The sequence below is a fragment of the Pedobacter jaeyakensis genome (genome assembly GCF_054461315.1).
This window is the reverse complement of record NZ_CM136921.1, coordinates 2,531,354-2,549,160: the sequence shown is the minus strand read 5'-3', so window position 1 is coordinate 2,549,160 and position 17,807 is coordinate 2,531,354. Positions and strand designations below refer to the sequence as shown.

Annotated in this window: 15 protein-coding genes; 3 read left to right on the top strand and 12 right to left on the bottom strand. The window is 41.0% G+C overall.

The genetic code is table 11. The features are described from left to right. Positions 1 to 2 precede the first annotated feature (2 nt). The 8 genes from ACXZ1K_RS11375 to ACXZ1K_RS11340 all read right to left on the bottom strand — a co-directional run bounded on the left by ACXZ1K_RS11375 (position 3) and on the right by ACXZ1K_RS11340 (position 12,073). Positions 3 to 3,032, bottom strand: a complete 3,030-nt coding sequence (locus tag ACXZ1K_RS11375) for an efflux RND transporter permease subunit (RefSeq protein ID WP_458969785.1) — start codon at positions 3,030 to 3,032, stop codon at positions 3 to 5. Continuing rightward, complete coding sequence (locus ACXZ1K_RS11370) at positions 3,025 to 3,975, bottom strand: efflux RND transporter periplasmic adaptor subunit (RefSeq protein ID WP_458969784.1); 951 nt, start codon at positions 3,973 to 3,975, stop codon at positions 3,025 to 3,027. Before ACXZ1K_RS11370 ends, ACXZ1K_RS11375 begins: the two co-directional genes overlap by 8 nt. Position 3,976: 1 nt before the next feature. Beyond that, a complete protein-coding gene (locus tag ACXZ1K_RS11365) occupies positions 3,977 to 5,257 on the bottom strand; it encodes a TolC family protein (protein ID WP_458969783.1) in 1,281 nt (426 codons plus the stop codon). Next, positions 5,229 to 5,975 (bottom strand): phosphatase PAP2 family protein, encoded by a 747-nt coding sequence (locus ACXZ1K_RS11360; protein ID WP_458969782.1) that lies wholly within the window; start codon positions 5,973 to 5,975, stop codon positions 5,229 to 5,231. Before ACXZ1K_RS11360 ends, ACXZ1K_RS11365 begins: the two co-directional genes overlap by 29 nt. 55 nt (positions 5,976 to 6,030) lie before the next feature. Beyond that, positions 6,031 to 8,253, bottom strand: coding sequence for a TonB-dependent receptor family protein (locus ACXZ1K_RS11355; RefSeq protein ID WP_458969781.1), 2,223 nt, complete (start codon positions 8,251 to 8,253; stop codon positions 6,031 to 6,033). Further along, positions 8,234 to 9,583, bottom strand: coding sequence for an HTTM domain-containing protein (locus ACXZ1K_RS11350; protein WP_458969780.1), 1,350 nt, complete (start codon positions 9,581 to 9,583; stop codon positions 8,234 to 8,236). The genes ACXZ1K_RS11355 and ACXZ1K_RS11350 overlap by 20 nt, the downstream gene beginning before the upstream one ends. 14 nt (positions 9,584 to 9,597) lie before the next feature. Next, complete coding sequence (locus ACXZ1K_RS11345) at positions 9,598 to 10,743, bottom strand: imelysin family protein (RefSeq protein ID WP_458969779.1); 1,146 nt, start codon at positions 10,741 to 10,743, stop codon at positions 9,598 to 9,600. Positions 10,744 to 10,837: 94 nt separating this feature from the next. Next, positions 10,838 to 12,073, bottom strand: a complete 1,236-nt coding sequence (locus tag ACXZ1K_RS11340) for a DUF4856 domain-containing protein (protein WP_458969778.1) — start codon at positions 12,071 to 12,073, stop codon at positions 10,838 to 10,840. Positions 12,074 to 12,201: 128 nt separating this feature from the next. On the opposite strand from ACXZ1K_RS11340, the gene ACXZ1K_RS11335 reads away from it, so the two are divergent. Continuing rightward, positions 12,202 to 12,876, top strand: a complete 675-nt coding sequence (locus ACXZ1K_RS11335; protein WP_458969777.1) for a response regulator transcription factor — start codon at positions 12,202 to 12,204, stop codon at positions 12,874 to 12,876. Further along, positions 12,876 to 14,114 (top strand): sensor histidine kinase, encoded by a 1,239-nt coding sequence (locus ACXZ1K_RS11330; protein ID WP_458969776.1) that lies wholly within the window; start codon positions 12,876 to 12,878, stop codon positions 14,112 to 14,114. The genes ACXZ1K_RS11335 and ACXZ1K_RS11330 overlap by 1 nt, the downstream gene beginning before the upstream one ends. 61 nt (positions 14,115 to 14,175) lie before the next feature. Here the strand turns inward: ACXZ1K_RS11330 and ACXZ1K_RS11325 are convergent, their stop codons facing one another. Genes ACXZ1K_RS11325 through ACXZ1K_RS11310 form a run of 4 tightly spaced genes read right to left on the bottom strand, consistent with a single transcriptional unit; the run spans position 14,176 to position 17,303 of the window. After that, on the bottom strand, positions 14,176 to 15,456 hold the full coding sequence (locus ACXZ1K_RS11325; protein WP_458969775.1) for a sensor histidine kinase: 1,281 nt from the start codon (positions 15,454 to 15,456) through the stop codon (positions 14,176 to 14,178). Beyond that, positions 15,453 to 16,127 (bottom strand): response regulator transcription factor, encoded by a 675-nt coding sequence (locus ACXZ1K_RS11320; RefSeq protein WP_458969774.1) that lies wholly within the window; start codon positions 16,125 to 16,127, stop codon positions 15,453 to 15,455. Before ACXZ1K_RS11320 ends, ACXZ1K_RS11325 begins: the two co-directional genes overlap by 4 nt. Position 16,128: 1 nt before the next feature. Continuing rightward, entirely contained in the window at positions 16,129 to 16,899 is a 771-nt protein-coding gene (locus tag ACXZ1K_RS11315) for a phosphatase PAP2 family protein (protein ID WP_458969773.1), read from the bottom strand. A 35-nt stretch (positions 16,900 to 16,934) separates the two neighbouring features. After that, the gene (locus ACXZ1K_RS11310; protein WP_458969772.1) at positions 16,935 to 17,303 is read right to left on the bottom strand and encodes a hypothetical protein; all 369 of its coding nucleotides are present in this window, start codon (positions 17,301 to 17,303) and stop codon (positions 16,935 to 16,937) included. 179 nt (positions 17,304 to 17,482) lie between these two features. Here ACXZ1K_RS11310 and ACXZ1K_RS11305 point away from each other — a divergent pair, with 179 nt between their 5' ends. Then, positions 17,483 to 17,803, top strand: a complete 321-nt coding sequence (locus tag ACXZ1K_RS11305; RefSeq protein WP_458969771.1) for a hypothetical protein — start codon at positions 17,483 to 17,485, stop codon at positions 17,801 to 17,803. Positions 17,804 to 17,807: the final 4 nt, after the last annotated feature.

Below are 17,807 nucleotides of genomic sequence, written 5' to 3'. Positions count from 1 at the left end.
AATTAATTCTGAAATTCTTTATACCAAAGCCGAATCATACTTGGCAGCACAATCAGCAATAGCGGTAACGCTACTATAAACCCTCCGATTACCGCAATTGCGAGTGGCTGATGCAACTGTGCTCCTGCTCCTATTCCAAGCGCCAGCGGGAACAATGCAATAATGGCTCCCAAGGCTGTCATTAGTTTTGGTCTCAAGCGTGTAGAAATGGCAAAAGTGATCGCTTCATCTACAGTTTTCTTATGCAAAGATTCCTTAAACTGGAGGAATGTAAAAATGGCATTTTCGCCAATGATGCCAACAATCATGATCAAGCCTGTATAGCTACCGACATTTAATGCAGTATGGGTAAGAAACAAGGCAAGGTAACTGCCTGATATTCCGAGTACGGAAATTAGCAGGATTAGGATAGCAATCCTGAAATCCCTGAATAGAAACAAGATGACACTAAATACCAGTAAACTGGAAGTGATCAGGATGGTCAGCAATTCTTTGAACGACTGTTGTTGTTCTGCATACGCTCCTCCATATTCTATGTGGTAGCCAGGAGGCAAACTGATTTTGGCACCAACTGCTTTCTTTACCTCCGTCATTACGCTACCTAAATCTCTGGCATCCAGTCTTGAGGTGATCACGCCTATGGATTGCAAGTTCTCTCGTTCTACCTGGGAGGTGCCTTTAATGATTGACACCTTTGCCAGTCCTTGTATGGGAATGGCAGCTCCCGCTGCTGAAAAGATTTTCAGCTTTTCTACGTCATTGGTTCCAAATGATTTGCTTCCTGGGTAAATGAGTCGGATTGGTGACAGTTGCCTATCGTACAGGTTTCCTGCCACATTGCCCTGCATCGCAGTTTGAACCTGGAACTGGAAACTGGCCGGTGTGATGCCATAACGCGCCAGGGCTGAGAAGTCTGGCTGTATATTTACTGTTGGGCCCGACAGTACAATCCCATCGAATACATCGGCCGTGCCGGGAATATCACCAATAATACCGGAGATTTTACGCGCCAGTTCTTGTAATTGTGTTTCATCATCGCCAAAAACCTTAACCTCAATGGGCTGGGTGGAGCTCATTAAATCGCCCAGCATATCTCCTATCACCTGGCCAAAATCAACTGTAAGGGATGGCTGTGAACTTTCAATCATCTGCCTGATTTCTGAAGTGACTTCTTCAGTTGTTTTATCCCTATTCGGTTTAAGCTGGATCAAATAATCTCCGCTATTCGGCTCTGTAATGAAAAAGCCCATTTGTGTCCCTGTACGCCGCGAATAGGCTTGGACTTCTGGTATTTTAACCAATCCTTTTTCTATCTCTTTCAGGATCCTGTCTGTTTCTTCCAGGGAAGTACCTGGAGGGGTATGATAATCCAATACGATACTTCCTTCGTCCATTTCCGGCAGGAAGCCGGTTTGCAACCGTGGAAATACAAAAATTATAGCTACAACCAACACCAACATGGACAGGATACTAATGTATGGTCGGCGAATAAAATAATCCACCCATTGCTGGTTTTTAACTTGGTGCTCTGCAACACCTTCATCTTTGGTATTGCTACCCGCATTTTTTGTAAGCAACAGGTAAATTACCGGTAAGCAAATCCAGGTTACAAAAAAAGAGCAGATCAGGGTAATGATCATGGTGTTGGTCATTACCTGGAAATAGGAACCTGCCACGCCCGTCATCAAAACAAAGGGAACAAAAATGACTATGGTACTTATGGATGAACCGAGCATAGCCGGGAACAAATAGTTCATGGCTTTCTGCAACAATTTTACAGTTGGTTCTTCCGGATGTTCTTCGTGAGTTCGGTGGATTTGCTCAACGGCGACAATGGCATCGTCTATAATTAGTCCAATTGAGGCAGCTATAGCACCTAAAGTCATGATGGTCAGTGAATAACCGATGGCATACAGCACAATCACTGTCAGGCAGAGTGTGACGGGAATGGTGATTAAAATGGTGGCGCTGGCTTTTACTGATCGTAAAAAAATAATGGCCACAATAATGGCAAGCGCCAGGCCAATCAGCAAACTGTCGCTCACGCTTCTTACAGATTCGTTAACAAAATCTGCCTGCTCGTAATAGGGTTTTATCTGCACTCCATAAGGCAGTAGGTGCCGCAACTTGGCTATTTGAGCAGACATCTCTTTGGAAAGATCTACTAAGTTTGCATTAGGTTGTTTGATTACCGCAACCAGAATACCATCTTTTCCGTTCGCATTGATTTTGGTGTACTCTACCCCTTCGCTCACTTTTACCGTAGCGAAATCTTTTACCGTGACAATCCGGCTGCTGTTCTTGCTAACCACAAGGTTTTCCAAATCAGTAGTTGTTTTAACTGTTGCGTCTGTAATTGATAGGTAGAGGTGACTGTAATCAGACAGGTAGCCATTCGACTTAATAAAGTTCGTTTGGCTGATGGCTGCGTTAACTTGCTCCGGAGTAATGTGGAGTGCCGTCATTTTTTGCTGGTCGAGCTCCAGCCAGTACTCTTTTGTCTTACCTCCAATAATTCTAACCTCCGAAACACCGGTAACCTGGGATAAAAAGGGCTTTACTATAAAGTTGGCAATCTGCTTTAGCTCAATGGGCGACTTGTTATGACTTTCTAAACTATAGCCACTAACCGGTAGAATAGATGGGTTCATCTTCTCTACGGAAATGTTGACCCCTGCCGGGAGGCTGGCACTGATCTTTGCAATTTGAGATTCTATTCGCTGCTGGCTCAAATCCAGATCTGCAGCGCTGTTCATATAGGCAGAAATCTCGGCACTGCCCCTGCTTGTGGTACTTCGGATCAGTTTAAGTTCCGGTACTTGCTTTATGGCATTTTCCAGCGGTCGGGTAACTGTCAACACCATTTTATCTACGGGCTGCAGTTCAGCCTCTGCAATCACTTTTATTTTAGGAAATGTGATTTCCGGGAAAAGGGATGTTTTTAGTTGTTCGTAGGAATAAAAACCCCCGGCAAGCAGCAAAATGAGCACAATGATCAGCGGATTTTTGTGCGATACGAAAAAGTTATTCATGACCGTCTTGCTTTATGATTTTTACTTTTGCAGTGTCGGCAATGCCATAGTTTCCAACGGTAATAAAACGGTCCTTAGTGTTAAATTTCGGACTGAGCACTTCTATCTTTTTGCTGGTTGTAATTCCGGGCTTAACCAGAACCTTTACAGCGGTGGTGTCGTTGATCAGCTTCATCACCCAAAATTCATCTTCGGTCTCATTGGCAAGCACGGCAGATTTTGGTAATGTTTGAGTGGCCGACCTATAAGTATTGCGCATTCTTACCTTAGCGACAAGCCCTTCCGGAATCACAGAGGCAGGATTTACCTTAATGATTAAACGTTTGGTTTGAGCGGCAGAATCCACTCCGGCAAATGCCTCACCTAATGTTCCTTTTAGCTGCACACCATCTGGTAAAGTCAGTTCTACTGTGTGGTTGGTTTTCGTTAACCCATTTAATTCATAAGGCAGGTTCAACAAAAATACCAAACTGTTTTGAGTGGTCACAACAGCCATAGCTTCACCATCCTGCACATAATCTCCTTTTTGATGACTTACCGATGTAACAAAACCGCTCTGATCTGCACGGATGCTGGTTTGACCTGAAAATTTTAAGGAAGGGTCCAATTCGTTCACACCATCACCTATTGCACGGGCTTCTTTAGTGATTAACCTGAACAATATCTGACCAGCCCGTACCTGCTGACCAACTTGAGCACTGGCGGATTGAATGTAACCGTTAATGCTAGCTTTGATATAGCTCTTCTGTAAATAAGATGAAACTGCTGTTAATTCTGTATATTCTGAAAGTGAGGCAGTATCTACTGTTGCAACCTCTACTGGCGTTGTGGTCTCCAGGGGTGAATCTGCAGATTGATCAGCAGGTTGTCCGCAGGACAGGATAAACACCGAGGCTGCGACAAACAAGATGATTCCTGGGTTTTGTAGATTAAAAGCTTTCATATTATCTGTTCCAGTAATTGAGCTGACTGATCAACTTTAAGCGGTTAATATTGGTTTGCCTGTATAAATTCTGCGCTGCCAGGTAATTGTTTATTGCGATTACAAAATCAGCGATCTTGACATCGCCGGTACGCAACAATTTGGCATCTACATCTATAAGTCCTTTTGTTAATTTGATCTGGTCGTTAATTTGCTGAAATGTGGCATCTGTGGCAGAGATTTGTTGCTTTAGTAAATTGAGCTGCTGCTGTTGTTGGCGACTAAAAAACTGCCGGTATGCGGTGGTGGTTTGGGCGCGAAGGTTAACACGGTCATACTGCATTTTCCTTTGGTGGCCATCATATAATGGCAGCGCAATGGTAAAACCAACACTGGTTCCAAAATTCTTATACGGTTGCAGCGTAAGCGAAGAATTGTAGCCACCGTTTACATAAACACTTGCTTTGGGCTGATAACTCAAGTCAATTGCTTTCCTGTCGTTTTCAGCTTTGAGGCTGTCTAATTCAAATCTTTTGGTAAAGAAACTCCGTTCACAAGCAATCAGATTGCTATCTCTTAACATCGGTTCAGCCAATTCAACAGTAGCAGTATCAGCAATGCCTGAAAGGTAATTGAGCGTTAGGAGGTCATTTTTGAATTGTAGCTCTGCTTGTTTAAACTGCAATTGTTGTTGCTTGAAAGTAACCAGAAAAGTAAGGTATTCTGTTTGCTTATAGGCATTCGCACGGGTTAAGGTCTTCAGCACCTGGTCTTCTTTATTAAGTAAACTAAATATTTCGCGGTTGAAATTAACCTGCTGCTGACTGGCATAAGCGGCAATGTATTGTTCACTGATGGTTTTACGTAAGTCGAGCTTTGAAAGCGATGTGGCATAGGTAATGGAATCCCTTTGCAACCTAATGGCCTGCAACTGATTGGCTTTTAATCCCTTGCCAGTAATGGCGTAATTGGCACTCAGCAAGGCATCAAGTGCCTGACCATTCGTAATCACATCATCAAAACCATATCCTTTCACAATGGGGGCATACATACCTGTAGAGCTGCCAATAACCTGCAAGCCATAGCTTGCTTTAAGCCGCAGACTATCAATACTGGTCATTAACAACTGGTTGCTGTAATCTTTCAAAAGAGGACTGGTAGCGGTGGCGCGTTCAATAAAAAAATCGAGCGTTTTTGCCGCATTCGTCTTTTGCTGTGCAGTTGTAATTTGAGCCCTGAGACAGAGAACACCGATTACGAGGGCGATATATTTGTTAAAACCTGCCATTAAAAGAAAATCCAAAATGTTTTTGTTGATAAGAAGGGACCAGGTTGTAATTAGCACCTCTCTTTCCCATAACTAAGGTTTTTAATTTAGGATAGAGTAGGTAGGCAACCTTTGTGGATAATATTCCAAAACCAGCACCCGCGACCACGTCACTTAGCCAATGTCTGTTGTTGTACATCCGGAGTATCCCAGTAGCAGAAGCCACACCATATCCGGCGTAGCCGTACCATGGCGATACATCCTTATACTCCTGTTTTAAAAACTCTGCTGTGGCAAAAGCGTTTGCTGTATGCCCGGAGGGAAAGGAATTAAAGCCGGAATGATCTGGTCGCTCGCGACTGCTGATCTTTTTAATAGAATGCACAGTAGCATTCATGATGAGTTCAGACAATAAGAAGTAACCTGTGGCATCACCTAAGCTGTGCCTTCCTTTTATGCCGGCAAGGTTAAGGGCATACACCGCAGCAGCAGGTGCGAACTGGAGGTAATCATCAGCATGTGCTGCAAACTTTGGATGGTCTTCCGTAAGTTCATCTTTGGTGGTAAAATCCAGGGCGCGCACCGGATTATTTCCGATAACAGAAAGCGCACCATAACCAATGAACGTAACTGGCACAACAAATTCCCGCAGCCTCGGTTTATAGGTAAGGCTATCTTTTACTTGCGCCATACCAACATTTGAAAGGGATGCCACGGCCAACAAACATCCTAGAAAAACGAATTTAAATTTCATAAAATAAACCTATAGCGCTAAACTATAGGTCAATTATGTAGAAATTCTGTACGACTTACAGTTTAACCTGCAAGGTTAAAAAGAAGGTCCTGTTATCAGACGGTAAAATACCTGGACCTGGGTAACCCGTAGCTCTTCTTGTATAATAGTAGGTATCAGCCAGATTGTTTACGCTGCCTTCAATTTTATACCTTTTATACTCGTAAGACACGCTGGCATCCATGACCGAATAGGCAGGAATCAGCCCTATCACTGCCGATACGCCCCCATCTACAGCATTGGTGGCATCAGAATACTGATCTGACAAGTGTGTATACTGGAATGAGGCTTTTAAGTTTTTGTAGCCTAACCTAATGCCGCTTTTGATATTTAAATCCGGAACAAACTCTACCTGATTTCCCTCTACACCCGGGATTTGACTTCTGCGGTATTTAGATTTGATGAAAGCGGTATTGGCAAAAACCACTGCGCTGTAGCTGTTTTCTTCTGTAGTCAGTAACCTTAGCAAATCAGCTTCTCCATAGGACTCTATACCAATAATCACGGCCTGACCAATATTATCTCTTAACCTGCCTGTGGTTGTTGGTGTTGGAGAAAAGTCATACTCACCAATTCTATTGTTATAATTTAACAAGAAGGCACTTACATCATAGGCGTATAGACTGGTTTGCTCGCTCCTCACACCCAAATCAAAGGAATAGCCTTTTTCATCCTTTAAATCGGGAGAGATAAATGCAGATGGATTAGAAGTCCGCATGTCGCTAAATGTTATAGAACGGTAGTTTTGAGAAAGGTTGGTATATACGTTTACAGTTGTAGTCGGTTTGTAGCTTAGGCCCAGACCAAACAAAGGAAAGTTACGTTTATCATTCCTCGTCTCAGGAATGCGCACGTTGGAAATCACGTTACCCGCCAGATCATAAGAAATATTAGCGTAAAACCCATCTGATTTGGTATGGATATATTCATATCGAACACCCGGAACAACAGAAAATTTGTCTGTTACGTAGAAGATGTTCTCTGCAAACAATGCAAGATTTTTGTTGGGGAATGTGAAATCATTTAAGGTAAAGATTTCTGGTTGTACCAGATTAAAATTGGCATCAGCGCCGGTACTTCCCATGCCCTGTACACTGTGGTTATGGCCTTTATAATATCTGGCTCCTAACAACAGGACAGATCTCTTATTAAACAATTCGTATCGGTTGAGGTACCGGGCTTCCAGGCCCCAGTTGTCGAAATCGCCCTTGATCAAATCCCGGGGTTCTGTGCCAAAATCTATAGTGGCTACGCGGTTTGGTCTGAAGCCCACAGTATAACGGTTAGCAGATAAACCGAATGCCCTCAAGTTAAATTCGCTGTTCGCGTTAATTTTATGATCTAAATAGGCGGCAAATACGTTCCAGTCTACCTTAAACCAGTTGCGTTCCCTGTTACTTTGTGACGGATCTTCTGCAAACATGGCATCAGATAAGCCACCAGGCTGGTGTGCCAGGTAATTCATATGGGTATAATCCGCACCAATTTTGGTGCGTTCATTGAACTGGTAATTGACGTTGGCAAATCCGGTATAGGCATTAAAATCTGAGTTGCCCCTAAAGCCATCTCCTTTTTTGTATTGGAAGAAGGCATAATAGCTCAGCTTTCCAACAGTACCGCTGGCGCTGGTAAAACTGTTGTAAAAATTATAAGAACCCAGACTTTGGCGTAGGGTTAGTTCAAAAGGCTTATCCGCCACAGGCTTTTTCATAATAAAATTGAGCAAGCCGCCAAACTGTGTACCGTATTGTAATGCAGCGGCACCCCTGACAATTTGTATCTGACCTACGGCCTCGTTTGGCGTGGTGTAATAGCTTTCCGGATATCCCAGGGCGTCTGCACTAATGTCGTAGCCATTCTGGCGAACATTAAAGTTGGAGGTCCGGTTGGGATCTAAACCGCGACCGCCTATACTTAGCTGGAGTCCTGCGCCGTCGCTTTCCCAGATATTTAGTCCGGCAACCTTTGAATAAACTTGTCGGGCATTGTTGGTAGCCAGATTGGCAACCAGCTGATCAGGGATGATGACTTCAGATTTTTTACCCTCATAAATCCCCAGGTTTTCTACGCCTTTTAGGTGAGAGAAACCAAAGTTGGTTTTCTTGTTCTTGATTTGAACTTCCTTCAATTTATTACCCGTAGCTGTGGTATCCGATTTGATGGTTTTGGTCGTGTCTTGAGCCGAGGCAGCAACTGCAAGCAAACAGAAGCATAGTATATTAAAAACCTTTAATTTCATCGTTCAGTGGTAAAATCCAAGTTTTATGCTGGAAAGATTCCTCCTCTTTAGCCAGATCTGTGTTTGGATTGATAAAAACTCTCCCTGCCCTGCCGTTTAAGGCAACGTAGGAATCTATATAAACCCTTGGAGCTATAAACCCAAGTTTGGTGTAATGGTCGCGCAAAATATGTGCATACTGCAGGATCATGTCTGGCTGTGTGCTCATCATTTTTTCCTGTAATACGGTTAAAAATTCGTTATTGTTGGCTACTGCGAATTTCCCATTGGCATCTTTAATGGTAAATTGCGCATAACCGGCTTTTTCCATAAGCATCACACGCCAAGAAAAGCGATATCCCTCCTCTGTCCAGAACAGCTCACCAGGATACAACAGGTACCTGAACGGAAACAACAATTGAAATGTAAAAAAAATGGCAAACATCCCAAGTACCAGCTGTTGTAGAGCAGTTGGATAGTGGAATGTCTTATTTGGCTGCAAAAAGCCCGTAGGTTGCCTGAAAAGCTTATTGAGCAAATTAATGACCCGAAGATGAACGCTAGCCGGGAAAAATATCAAAGCCGCAACGATCATCACATATGGGAACATCCCAATGGGAAATAAGATGGCTGTTAAGCCGTGAAATACGACTACAGTAATATAGGCGATAACTCGTGTGCGCTTATTCCATAATAAAAAGGCAATACTTAGATCGTAGGCGCAGCCGAACCAACTGAAAACAAAAGCAGTAGCTGGATAATTAAAAAGCCAGCCAATAACAGGAATGTCATTCTTAGCAGGCAGCCAAATCTTAAGTGGTAAAGCTTTCATGAGCCAATCACTATTGAGTTTAGCCAAACCGGCATAAAAATACAAGATCACCATCATCAGCTTTAAAATATCTATGTTCCATTTCGGGATCTGGTCGGCCAGGATGCTTGGCTTCCTCCAGGCATCGACAGCGTAATATCGGTTTGCAGGCAGAAAAATCAGGATAAAAAGCACCACACTCATAAAGTAGTAATGATTTAGGTATGTGCTCCTGTCCATCAGCTCTATATAGGTAAAGCTTAAGAAAAGGATGACGCTGGCAGCGCGATAAAACCAGCCAAATGCAAGCATCAAAGCGGCCAGTCCGCATACAAAAAACAACAAATAAGTGTAATTGCCCAATGGTTTTACAAACTCAAAGCCGTAGAAGGAAAAGAAGTGCAAGGGCTTGATGTACAACTCTGCAATCCAACCCTTTGTCCAAAATCTAACAATACTGCAGAAAAGCATAATGCCTATAGCCATTCTGTAAATGGCTATAGGCGCTGCATGTGTTGTTTTTTGAAAATAGTTATTCATCTAATAAAGAGGTATTAATCCCCGTCATTATCAGTATATGTGATGGTAATGCTCATGGCAGAAGTCATGTCGACCTTTAGCATCCGTACAGACTTTTGCATCTCTGTATATACATCTATCATCTTTTGATTGTTGGTTTTCACTTCTGAATTGAGGTTTTCAGTAAGTAGGTTAAGCTTTCCGGTAGTTGTGGCAAACTGGCTTACGATTGATTGAGAAAGGGTTACTGTGGATTGGCTGTCTTTAGCACCCAATGTGTTTAGGTAAGTTTTAAAAGAGAGACCTTCCGAACCGGTTTTAACACTTTTACCATTAAAGAAATCTACAGATGCCTGTTGGGCCGTTTTAGCTAAGGTTAGCGAGATGTCCTTTTTGTAAACCGCCTCCACCTTATCGGCAGAAACTACTCCATTTGCCATAGCGCCAGACGGTATACCAAATTTACCAGAACGTATGTAGCGCTCGTAATTTAAAACATACCCATTCACCAACACCGCTAGAGAAGAACTGGCATCAATACCAGTTTTGTTAATGAACTCATCGCGGTAGCCGCCTGTTGTCCAGGGCGTGTATACCTTAGTGAAAATGGTGTTCATCTGCGCAGTTACCTTCTTTAGATAAGCGATTCTTTGAGCAGCATCAGCGGCGGTAGTATACTTAGCTACAATTTCAGCATCGGTAGTGCCTAGTCCATTAATTAAATAGTCGATAGCCGGAAAACCCTGTTGCGCGTAAGTTGATGGCAAATCGAAGTTTGCAGTACCACTTGCCACACCAGCATTAATATTGGCAACATTAGTTGGATAAATATTGAAAAATGAACGAATTGTTTGCGCTTGAGCCGGCCCCACATCAATCAATTCAATCTTCTGCCATTCCACATAAGCGTTTACCCATGCGGTCCTAAAATCAGTTAAAGAAGCCACAGTTGGCGCCGCGGTAAAAGCGTCACCTTTGTTAAGCATCAGATCAAACTTAATCTTAAAATTGGCGTAAGAGGGAATAATTAGATCATCTGCAAGGTAAGTTAGCAAAGCCTTTCTGTCTACGCTTGGTTTTACCTCCGGTTCAGGATCGGTGGTTTTGTTTTTAGAGCAGGCATAAATACTTACGATCATTAGGCAAAGTATTCCTGCCTGTTTCCATTTTGATAAATTCATGAGTTTATTATACAAATTATGATAACGATAAAATTGGGTTACGGTCCCTCTAAGCGGAGACTGTAACCCAATTCAATTTTATTCTATAAGATACTTACAAGCCAAATTTAGCTCTGATTGCAGCGTCAGCAGCATTAATTTTATCATTGGTTAGATCCCAATACCCGCCGGCAGACCCAACCAGATTAGTTAGAATACCATCGGAAAAAGCTGCGGAACCACCACTCAATGTAGCGAAACGTAAAGAATAAACGAAGCCCAAACCTTCGCCCATTGCGTGTGCACGAATTCCTTCATCAGTACCTGTTTTCCATTTAGCAAGATAGCCTAATGCAGCTCCGGCGATAGCCTTCTCCATTGACTTTCTGATGATATCAGCTTGTTTTTTCAATTCGGTGATGTCATTGTTTACTATCGCAGCCCTTCCTTTTAAGAAAGCAGCATAAACCTTGGTATAGTTGTAATCTGCACTGGTAGTTGGTTTACCATATTCCCAGATGTAAGATCCAAGGAATGATTCTGTAGTACCTCTTACCGCATCAGTAGAACCTAAAAGATAAATTGGATTTAAGGTTAATGAACCGTAAGCCTCATCCCAGTTTTGCTCTAATTGCGTGTAATTTTTACCTGATACTAGTGTATAGTTATCAGCCTCTAACCCTTTAACCAACAATACATTTGAAATATAATCAAGATCAAAAGCACCGATTAATCCTTTTTGAATGATTTGAGGCGTTTCAAAACCTTTAGTATCAACAATATATTTAGTAACTACACTGGCACCGCTTGTGGTAGATACAAATCCGGCAACACCTTTAGAGGCCGGAACATTTGCCGAAGCACTTATGGTTGCAAGCGTTGTCATATCAGATTCTATCTTCAGTCTTACCACTTCTGCATCAGCAGCGCTCAAAGAAGAAGCAGTAACATTGCGCAATTGAACACCAGATGCATTTAAAGCGGCAAAATCAGCTGGTGCTGGATTAGAAATTACGGTAAAAGGACTACCCGAGTTGGCATACATTTTTTTCAAAACGTTACCATCAAGCGTTTGGGTTTTCCATAAACCAGCATAAGTGTTGATTCCCTGAAATGCTCTGTATCTGAAATTTCCTGTAGTAAGATCAATTGTAGATTTACCTGAGGCGTCTACAAAAATGGTATTGGTAGCATCATATTTAGTACCATCAACCAATTTAGCGTAGTCAATTGCAGGTCGTAAAGGTGTTTTTGTTTCAGGTAGCTTGTTATCGTCTTTTTTACAAGATACCATACCTATACACAGGAGGGCCAACAATGCAGTGCTTTTCATATAATTTCTTTTCATCATAAGGGTTTGTATAATTTAATTAGTAATATTGTTTGTAATAAGTCTAAATAGTAGTGACGCAACAAAGATTATAAACGATTCTAAAGATTTTCTAAAGATTTAGAAGTATTCTAATTAAAATTAAATAAATGAAAATACTGCTCGTAGAAGATGAGCCTGTACTGCTTGATGAGATAGGATGTTATTTTAATTCCTTAAATTTTATATGTGAGTTGGCCAATACGTTTACCGCCGCAGAACAGAAGTTGAGGGATTACTTATATGACATGGTAATTCTTGACATTACGCTGCCCGATGGGAATGGCATCAATTTGATTAAGAGAATTAAGCAGAAAAATCTGGAAACAGGAATAATCATTCTATCCGCTAAGCATTCTTTATCAGACAAGCTTTCTGGCTTAAACCTAGGTGCTGATGATTATTTAACCAAACCATTTTTTCTCGAAGAATTAAACGCTAGAATAAACGCCATATACAGGCGCAAAGCACTTAAAGGTGAAATAGAAATTAGCTTTGACGACTTTAAAATAGAGCCGCTTTCTAAAGCTGTCTCATTTAAAAACCAGGAAATTAACCTGACTAGAAAAGAATGTGATATACTGATCTATTTCGTGATAAACAAAAACAGAATTTTAAGCAGAGCTTCTATTGTTGAACATTTATGGGGAGACCACTTTGATCAAAACGACAATTTTGACACCATATATGTCCATATGAAAAACTTAAGAAAAAAGCTAAGCACAGTATCAGGCAAGGATTACATTAAAACCATTTATGGTATAGGCTATAAATTTTCCCATTGATGCGGTTGCTTAGTAAAATAAGTCACTATTACTTTTGGCTCAGCCTATTTGTACTGTGCTTAACGGGATTTTTGCTGTATCTCTTTTTACGGACGGAGATCTCAACTGAAATTGAAGAACAACTGGAGCTTCAGACAGATATGGTTGCCCATGAGATTGACCTGGGTAGAACGGTATCATTCCCATTGGTCCAGGTAGTAAAGGGTACTGATGCAGTAATGAAAATACCCAAAGTGTTTAAGGATACGCTCATCTACGATCGGTTACAAGATGTGAATGAAGGATATTATTACCTGGCAGGCAGCAAAAAAATTGGCAATAGTTATTACCGCATCAAAGTAATGACTACCTACATTGGATGGTCCAATTATTCTCTTACGATTGGATTTATCTTTATCGCTATTGCAATTATGCTGGTTGTGCTGGGCACTTTGACTAATTACTTTATCAGCAGGAAAATATGGAATCCCTTTCTTATCAATTTAAAGAAAATGAAAGGCTATAGTGTACGATCAAATGAGGAGTTAAAATTGGCAGATACAGATGTCGTAGAATTTCGCGAAATGAATTTGGTCCTCACAGATCTTGCTGATCGAAGTAAACGAGAATATGCCGCATTAAAGCAATTTACAGAAAATGCATCCCACGAAATACAAACACCACTTAGTATCCTAAAGACCAGATTAGAAAATATGGGCCAGCATCCCCTTGATGAGGCATTGATTCCGTTACTTAACGATGCTAAAACAGCGGTAAGCCGGTTAAGTAAAGTAAATAAAGGATTGTTGTTACTGGCCAAACTGGAGAACGATGTTTTTGAGGATAAGGCTTGGCTACAGCTGTCCGATATCATTAAGAAAAACTACGAGTTATTGGAAGATCTGTTATCGCACAAGCAGCTCCGGATGAGTTTAAAGCTGGAGGACAAGGCAGTTTTCGCAAGTGCATCATTGATAGACATTTTAATCACCAACCTGTTCTCTAATATCATTAACCATGCTCAGACAGGTGCTGAAGTACTTATTGAACTGAATGAAAAAAAACTAGTGATGGTTAACGATGGTCCGCTGCTGACATTTTCAGAATCACTATTGTTCACAAGGTTCACTAAGGGTAGTCGAGATGCCAAACGTAATGGCCTTGGTTTAGCAATCATCAAACAAATTTGCATTAACAATAACTGGGAGATCGCCTATTGCTATGCAGGCGGTAAACACAGTTTTACAATAGTATTCTAAATATAAATTGTTCCCTGACCATTTAGAAATGGGACTACTTATGACTTAGATTCTTATGTATTTATGGGTTAAATATGATGGTGAATGTATGTTGCTGATTCAGATAATCGTATAGAATTTCCCAGCCGTATCTACTACAGATTTGTTTAACAATTGATAAGCCCAGACCACTACCAGGCGTTTGGTAAGCGGCAGTACTGAAACGTTTAAAGAGTTTGCTGGCATTCAGCGATTCTGAACCAATGTTACTGACACTCAATTGACCATCAGCCAATATCATATTTATTTCTGCATTTGGCCCACTATAACGCACTGCATTCATCATCAAGTTCGTTAACAGTATTTCAACCATGATTTTGTTGCTTTCCACCTGTACATCCTGAAGGACTTTCAGGTTGATCGTTTTCTCATCAAGCAGGCCAGACAATAAATTGAGTATATCATTTATCGGTTCAGACATCGTGATCAGTTCTTTGTCCATAAACTGTTGGTTCTCGATCTTGGCCAATAACAACAGATTTTTATTGATCCTTGAAATTCTGCTTAAGGCTTTCTGGGTATCTTCTATTATGGCCGACTGGCTTTCTGTTAGGAATGCATCCTGTACCAACAAATCCAATTTTGCTTGTACAATTGCCAGAGGTGTTTGCAACTCGTGTGAAGCATTTTCAGTAAATTCCTTTTGCTGTCTAAATACCGCAACATTGCTGGAAACGAGCTTATTGATACTGTTATTCATTTCCTCAAATTCGTTAACATCTGTAATTTCAAAAGAGATGTGTTGCTCTTTGTTCAAATCAAATGCTTTCATTTTTTCCAGCGTGCTGTAGAAAGGGCGCCAAAGTTTGGCCGAAATTCTCTTGTTCAGCTTCACAAAACCCAGCAGCAAAATAATGAAAAACACTACTGTGAGAAAGGTGATGTCCGCAATAGTTTCATAGCTTTCTTCAATGTTGGTTTCTACTGTTAAGCTATATATCCTGTCGTTTAACTTAAAGTAGGTAACCAAACCATGATATCGGTCATATCCCTTTTCAGGTAAATAAGTATTATTTCGGTATACGGTGTAAGAACTATCTGATCGCAACTGTTTCTCTTCCTGTAATTTTGTTTCCGGTGTTAATTTGTTCCAAAGTTGAGTTGCAGTATCTAGTTCAGCATTGCTAAGCTTTAAGCGTATCAAGTTCTGCTTGGTAGATTCGCTAACGATTAGGTTATGTTCATTTACTTCATGAATCCAAATCCGATCAACCATAAAGAAATAAACAGGAATGCTGCATAGCAATACCAAAAAGGCGTAGATGGTAAATGCTTTAAGTGGCTTATCAAGCAGTTTGGTCATATTTCCCATTTGTAACCATTCCCGTACAAAGTTTTCAAATAGCTTCCGCTATCGGCCTCCGTAAGTTTTTTCTTTAGATTTTTAATGTGCGCGTAAATGAAGTCGTGGTTATCCAGCATATCCGCCAAATCTCCGGAAAGGTGCTCTGCCAATGCACTTTTAGACAGCACCCTATTCTTATTTCCAATAAAAAACAACAACAAATCAAACTCCTTTTTGGTTAGGGAAATAGGCTTATCGTGCACAGTAACGGCTTTAGCCAGTAGGTCAATCTTGATTTCGTGCTGCTGTATTGTATTGGAATTAGCAAAATTCTTACGCCTTATTACGGAGTGAATCCTAGCGGATAATTCTGATAGGTGAAATGGTTTAGACAGATAATCATCTGCGCCCAGCTCCAGTCCGCTGATCCGATCTTCCAAGGCATTTTTTGCCGATATGATGATTACACCGTCCTGCTTATTTTGTGCTTTAAGCTCGGTAAGTATCGCCATACCGCTTCCACCAGGGAGCATGATGTCTAATAAAATGCAATCGTATTGATAAGATGCTATCTTCTTCATAGCCTGGTGATAGTCGGCCGCCATCTCGCAAAGGTAATTTTGCCCTGAGAGGTAGATTGCCATGCTGTTTGCTAGTTCACGCTCATCTTCGACTATCAGTATTTTCATGTTAAAACCTTTTGACTAAATTAAAGCCAAGGCTCCCGTTTTGATAGTCAGGACTTACCATCACATTTACTGGCTTGTTATGAAACAACTTCTTTTTAATATAGGGATACACCAGGTAGGTTATTTTGGTAGATAAAATCCCGAAACCGGCTCCGGCAACAACATCACTAACCCAGTGGGCGTTATTATACAGACGCAATATACCGGTACCAGTTGCCATGGCATATCCACCAATGCTGTACCATATGGAACGATCTTTATATTCCTGATTTAAAAATTCGGCCGTCATAAATGCCAACGCAGTGTGCCCGGACGGGAAGGACACGTTATTTGCCCCATTTGGACGAGTTCTCCCCACTATGACTTTCACAGCGCCCACACTTACAGAAGCAACCGCGAACGACGTGGCCAACATAATGCTTCTGTCGACCACATTATTTTTTGCTTTGACACCCATAATATCCAGTGCATAAACCGCTACTGCCGGAACATAGCGTGTATAATTATCCACTTTTAAGGCAAAGCCAGGATAATCTTCCCTCATTTCAGCATTTGTCGTGTAATCCAATCTCCTGATTACGTTATCTCCTGTGAGTGAGATCAGACCATAGCCTATGAAAACTCCCGGAACTATAAATGATTTGAAATTCGCTTTAGTTGGACCTTTCACCGAACCGGTATCCATAGGAAGCGCAATGGTATCATTAGTTTGGGCCAAGCTATTTGTGATAATGCCCAGAGTAAGGATTATTGTGAATAATCGTTTAAACATCTGTATCTATTTAATTAAGCAATTGCAATTACAATCTAATCTTCAGACCACTTCTTCTCCAGAGTTTTGATCAAATTTTCTTGCGATTTAATGTATTTTTCCTGCGACCTGATCAGCTTATCTTTCTTTTCCAGTACTTCACGCAACGCAACCAATTTATCTTTAAGCTGATGAAGTTTTTTATTTGATAATGCGATCGGCATTTCCGCAGGCTCATAATACGAAAAAAAATTCTTATTAAGAATATCGCTGATATGAACTAATATGTCTGCATCAATGACCTCGCTCTGAAAAAAATCGGCATAAGCAATACCTCTATCTTTCAATTGCTTTGCAAACTGGGCTTGAGTGATTCCATGGTTCTTCGCTTCCTTCCAAACCATCATTCCAATATGTACTCGCATTCTTTGTCTAAGTTGAACAGACAAGGTCAGATTGAATTCTGAATAAATTTTGAATAATATTATTCTTGATTGCGGTTTATACGCCATTTGTTATCCTTGAAGAACTTACTAAGATAAAAAAGCGATGCAATAGGATTTGATTAATTATCTTTATTTCAACGCTTTAACCAGATAACCAAATGAAACAAAAAACGGAAATTCAAGACCTTTTAAACTTGCTATGCAAAGACTCTTCTGAGTCAAATCTCAATTCAGACATGACTTCCATAGCCGCGATTTTTAACAGTTATCAACTGGTGATAGAGAAGCTGAACCAAATCGACCCAACTTCTTTTCAGAACTTTTTTGAACAGGGTCTAGCCGAGCTCCGAGAACACTATTCCCGCATCGGTGAGGCCACAAATTTTTCAGAGAAAATTGAATTCTTCGAAGATTTTAGAGGATATCTGGATGCAGCGCTATGCGATGCAAATGATACCCTCCATTCAGCAAATGCCTAACTTC

Excerpts from the sequence above, each read along its gene's own strand:
- ACXZ1K_RS11375 (WP_458969785.1), bottom strand. The coding sequence starts at position 3,032 with ATGAATAACTTTTTCGTATCGCACAAAAATCCGCTGATCATTGTGCTC.
- ACXZ1K_RS11370 (WP_458969784.1), bottom strand. The coding sequence starts at position 3,975 with ATGAAAGCTTTTAATCTACAAAACCCAGGAATCATCTTGTTTGTCGCA.
- ACXZ1K_RS11360 (WP_458969782.1), bottom strand. The coding sequence starts at position 5,975 with ATGAAATTTAAATTCGTTTTTCTAGGATGTTTGTTGGCCGTGGCATCC.
- ACXZ1K_RS11355 (WP_458969781.1), bottom strand. The coding sequence starts at position 8,253 with ATGAAATTAAAGGTTTTTAATATACTATGCTTCTGTTTGCTTGCAGTT.
- ACXZ1K_RS11350 (WP_458969780.1), bottom strand. The coding sequence starts at position 9,583 with ATGAATAACTATTTTCAAAAAACAACACATGCAGCGCCTATAGCCATT.
- ACXZ1K_RS11345 (WP_458969779.1), bottom strand. The coding sequence starts at position 10,743 with ATGAATTTATCAAAATGGAAACAGGCAGGAATACTTTGCCTAATGATC.
- ACXZ1K_RS11340 (WP_458969778.1), bottom strand. The coding sequence starts at position 12,073 with ATGATGAAAAGAAATTATATGAAAAGCACTGCATTGTTGGCCCTCCTG.
- ACXZ1K_RS11335 (WP_458969777.1), top strand. The coding sequence starts at position 12,202 with ATGAAAATACTGCTCGTAGAAGATGAGCCTGTACTGCTTGATGAGATA.
- ACXZ1K_RS11330 (WP_458969776.1), top strand. The coding sequence starts at position 12,876 with ATGCGGTTGCTTAGTAAAATAAGTCACTATTACTTTTGGCTCAGCCTA.
- ACXZ1K_RS11325 (WP_458969775.1), bottom strand. The coding sequence starts at position 15,456 with ATGACCAAACTGCTTGATAAGCCACTTAAAGCATTTACCATCTACGCC.
- ACXZ1K_RS11320 (WP_458969774.1), bottom strand. The coding sequence starts at position 16,127 with ATGAAAATACTGATAGTCGAAGATGAGCGTGAACTAGCAAACAGCATG.
- ACXZ1K_RS11315 (WP_458969773.1), bottom strand. The coding sequence starts at position 16,899 with ATGTTTAAACGATTATTCACAATAATCCTTACTCTGGGCATTATCACA.
- ACXZ1K_RS11310 (WP_458969772.1), bottom strand. The coding sequence starts at position 17,303 with ATGCGAGTACATATTGGAATGATGGTTTGGAAGGAAGCGAAGAACCAT.
- ACXZ1K_RS11305 (WP_458969771.1), top strand. The coding sequence starts at position 17,483 with ATGAAACAAAAAACGGAAATTCAAGACCTTTTAAACTTGCTATGCAAA.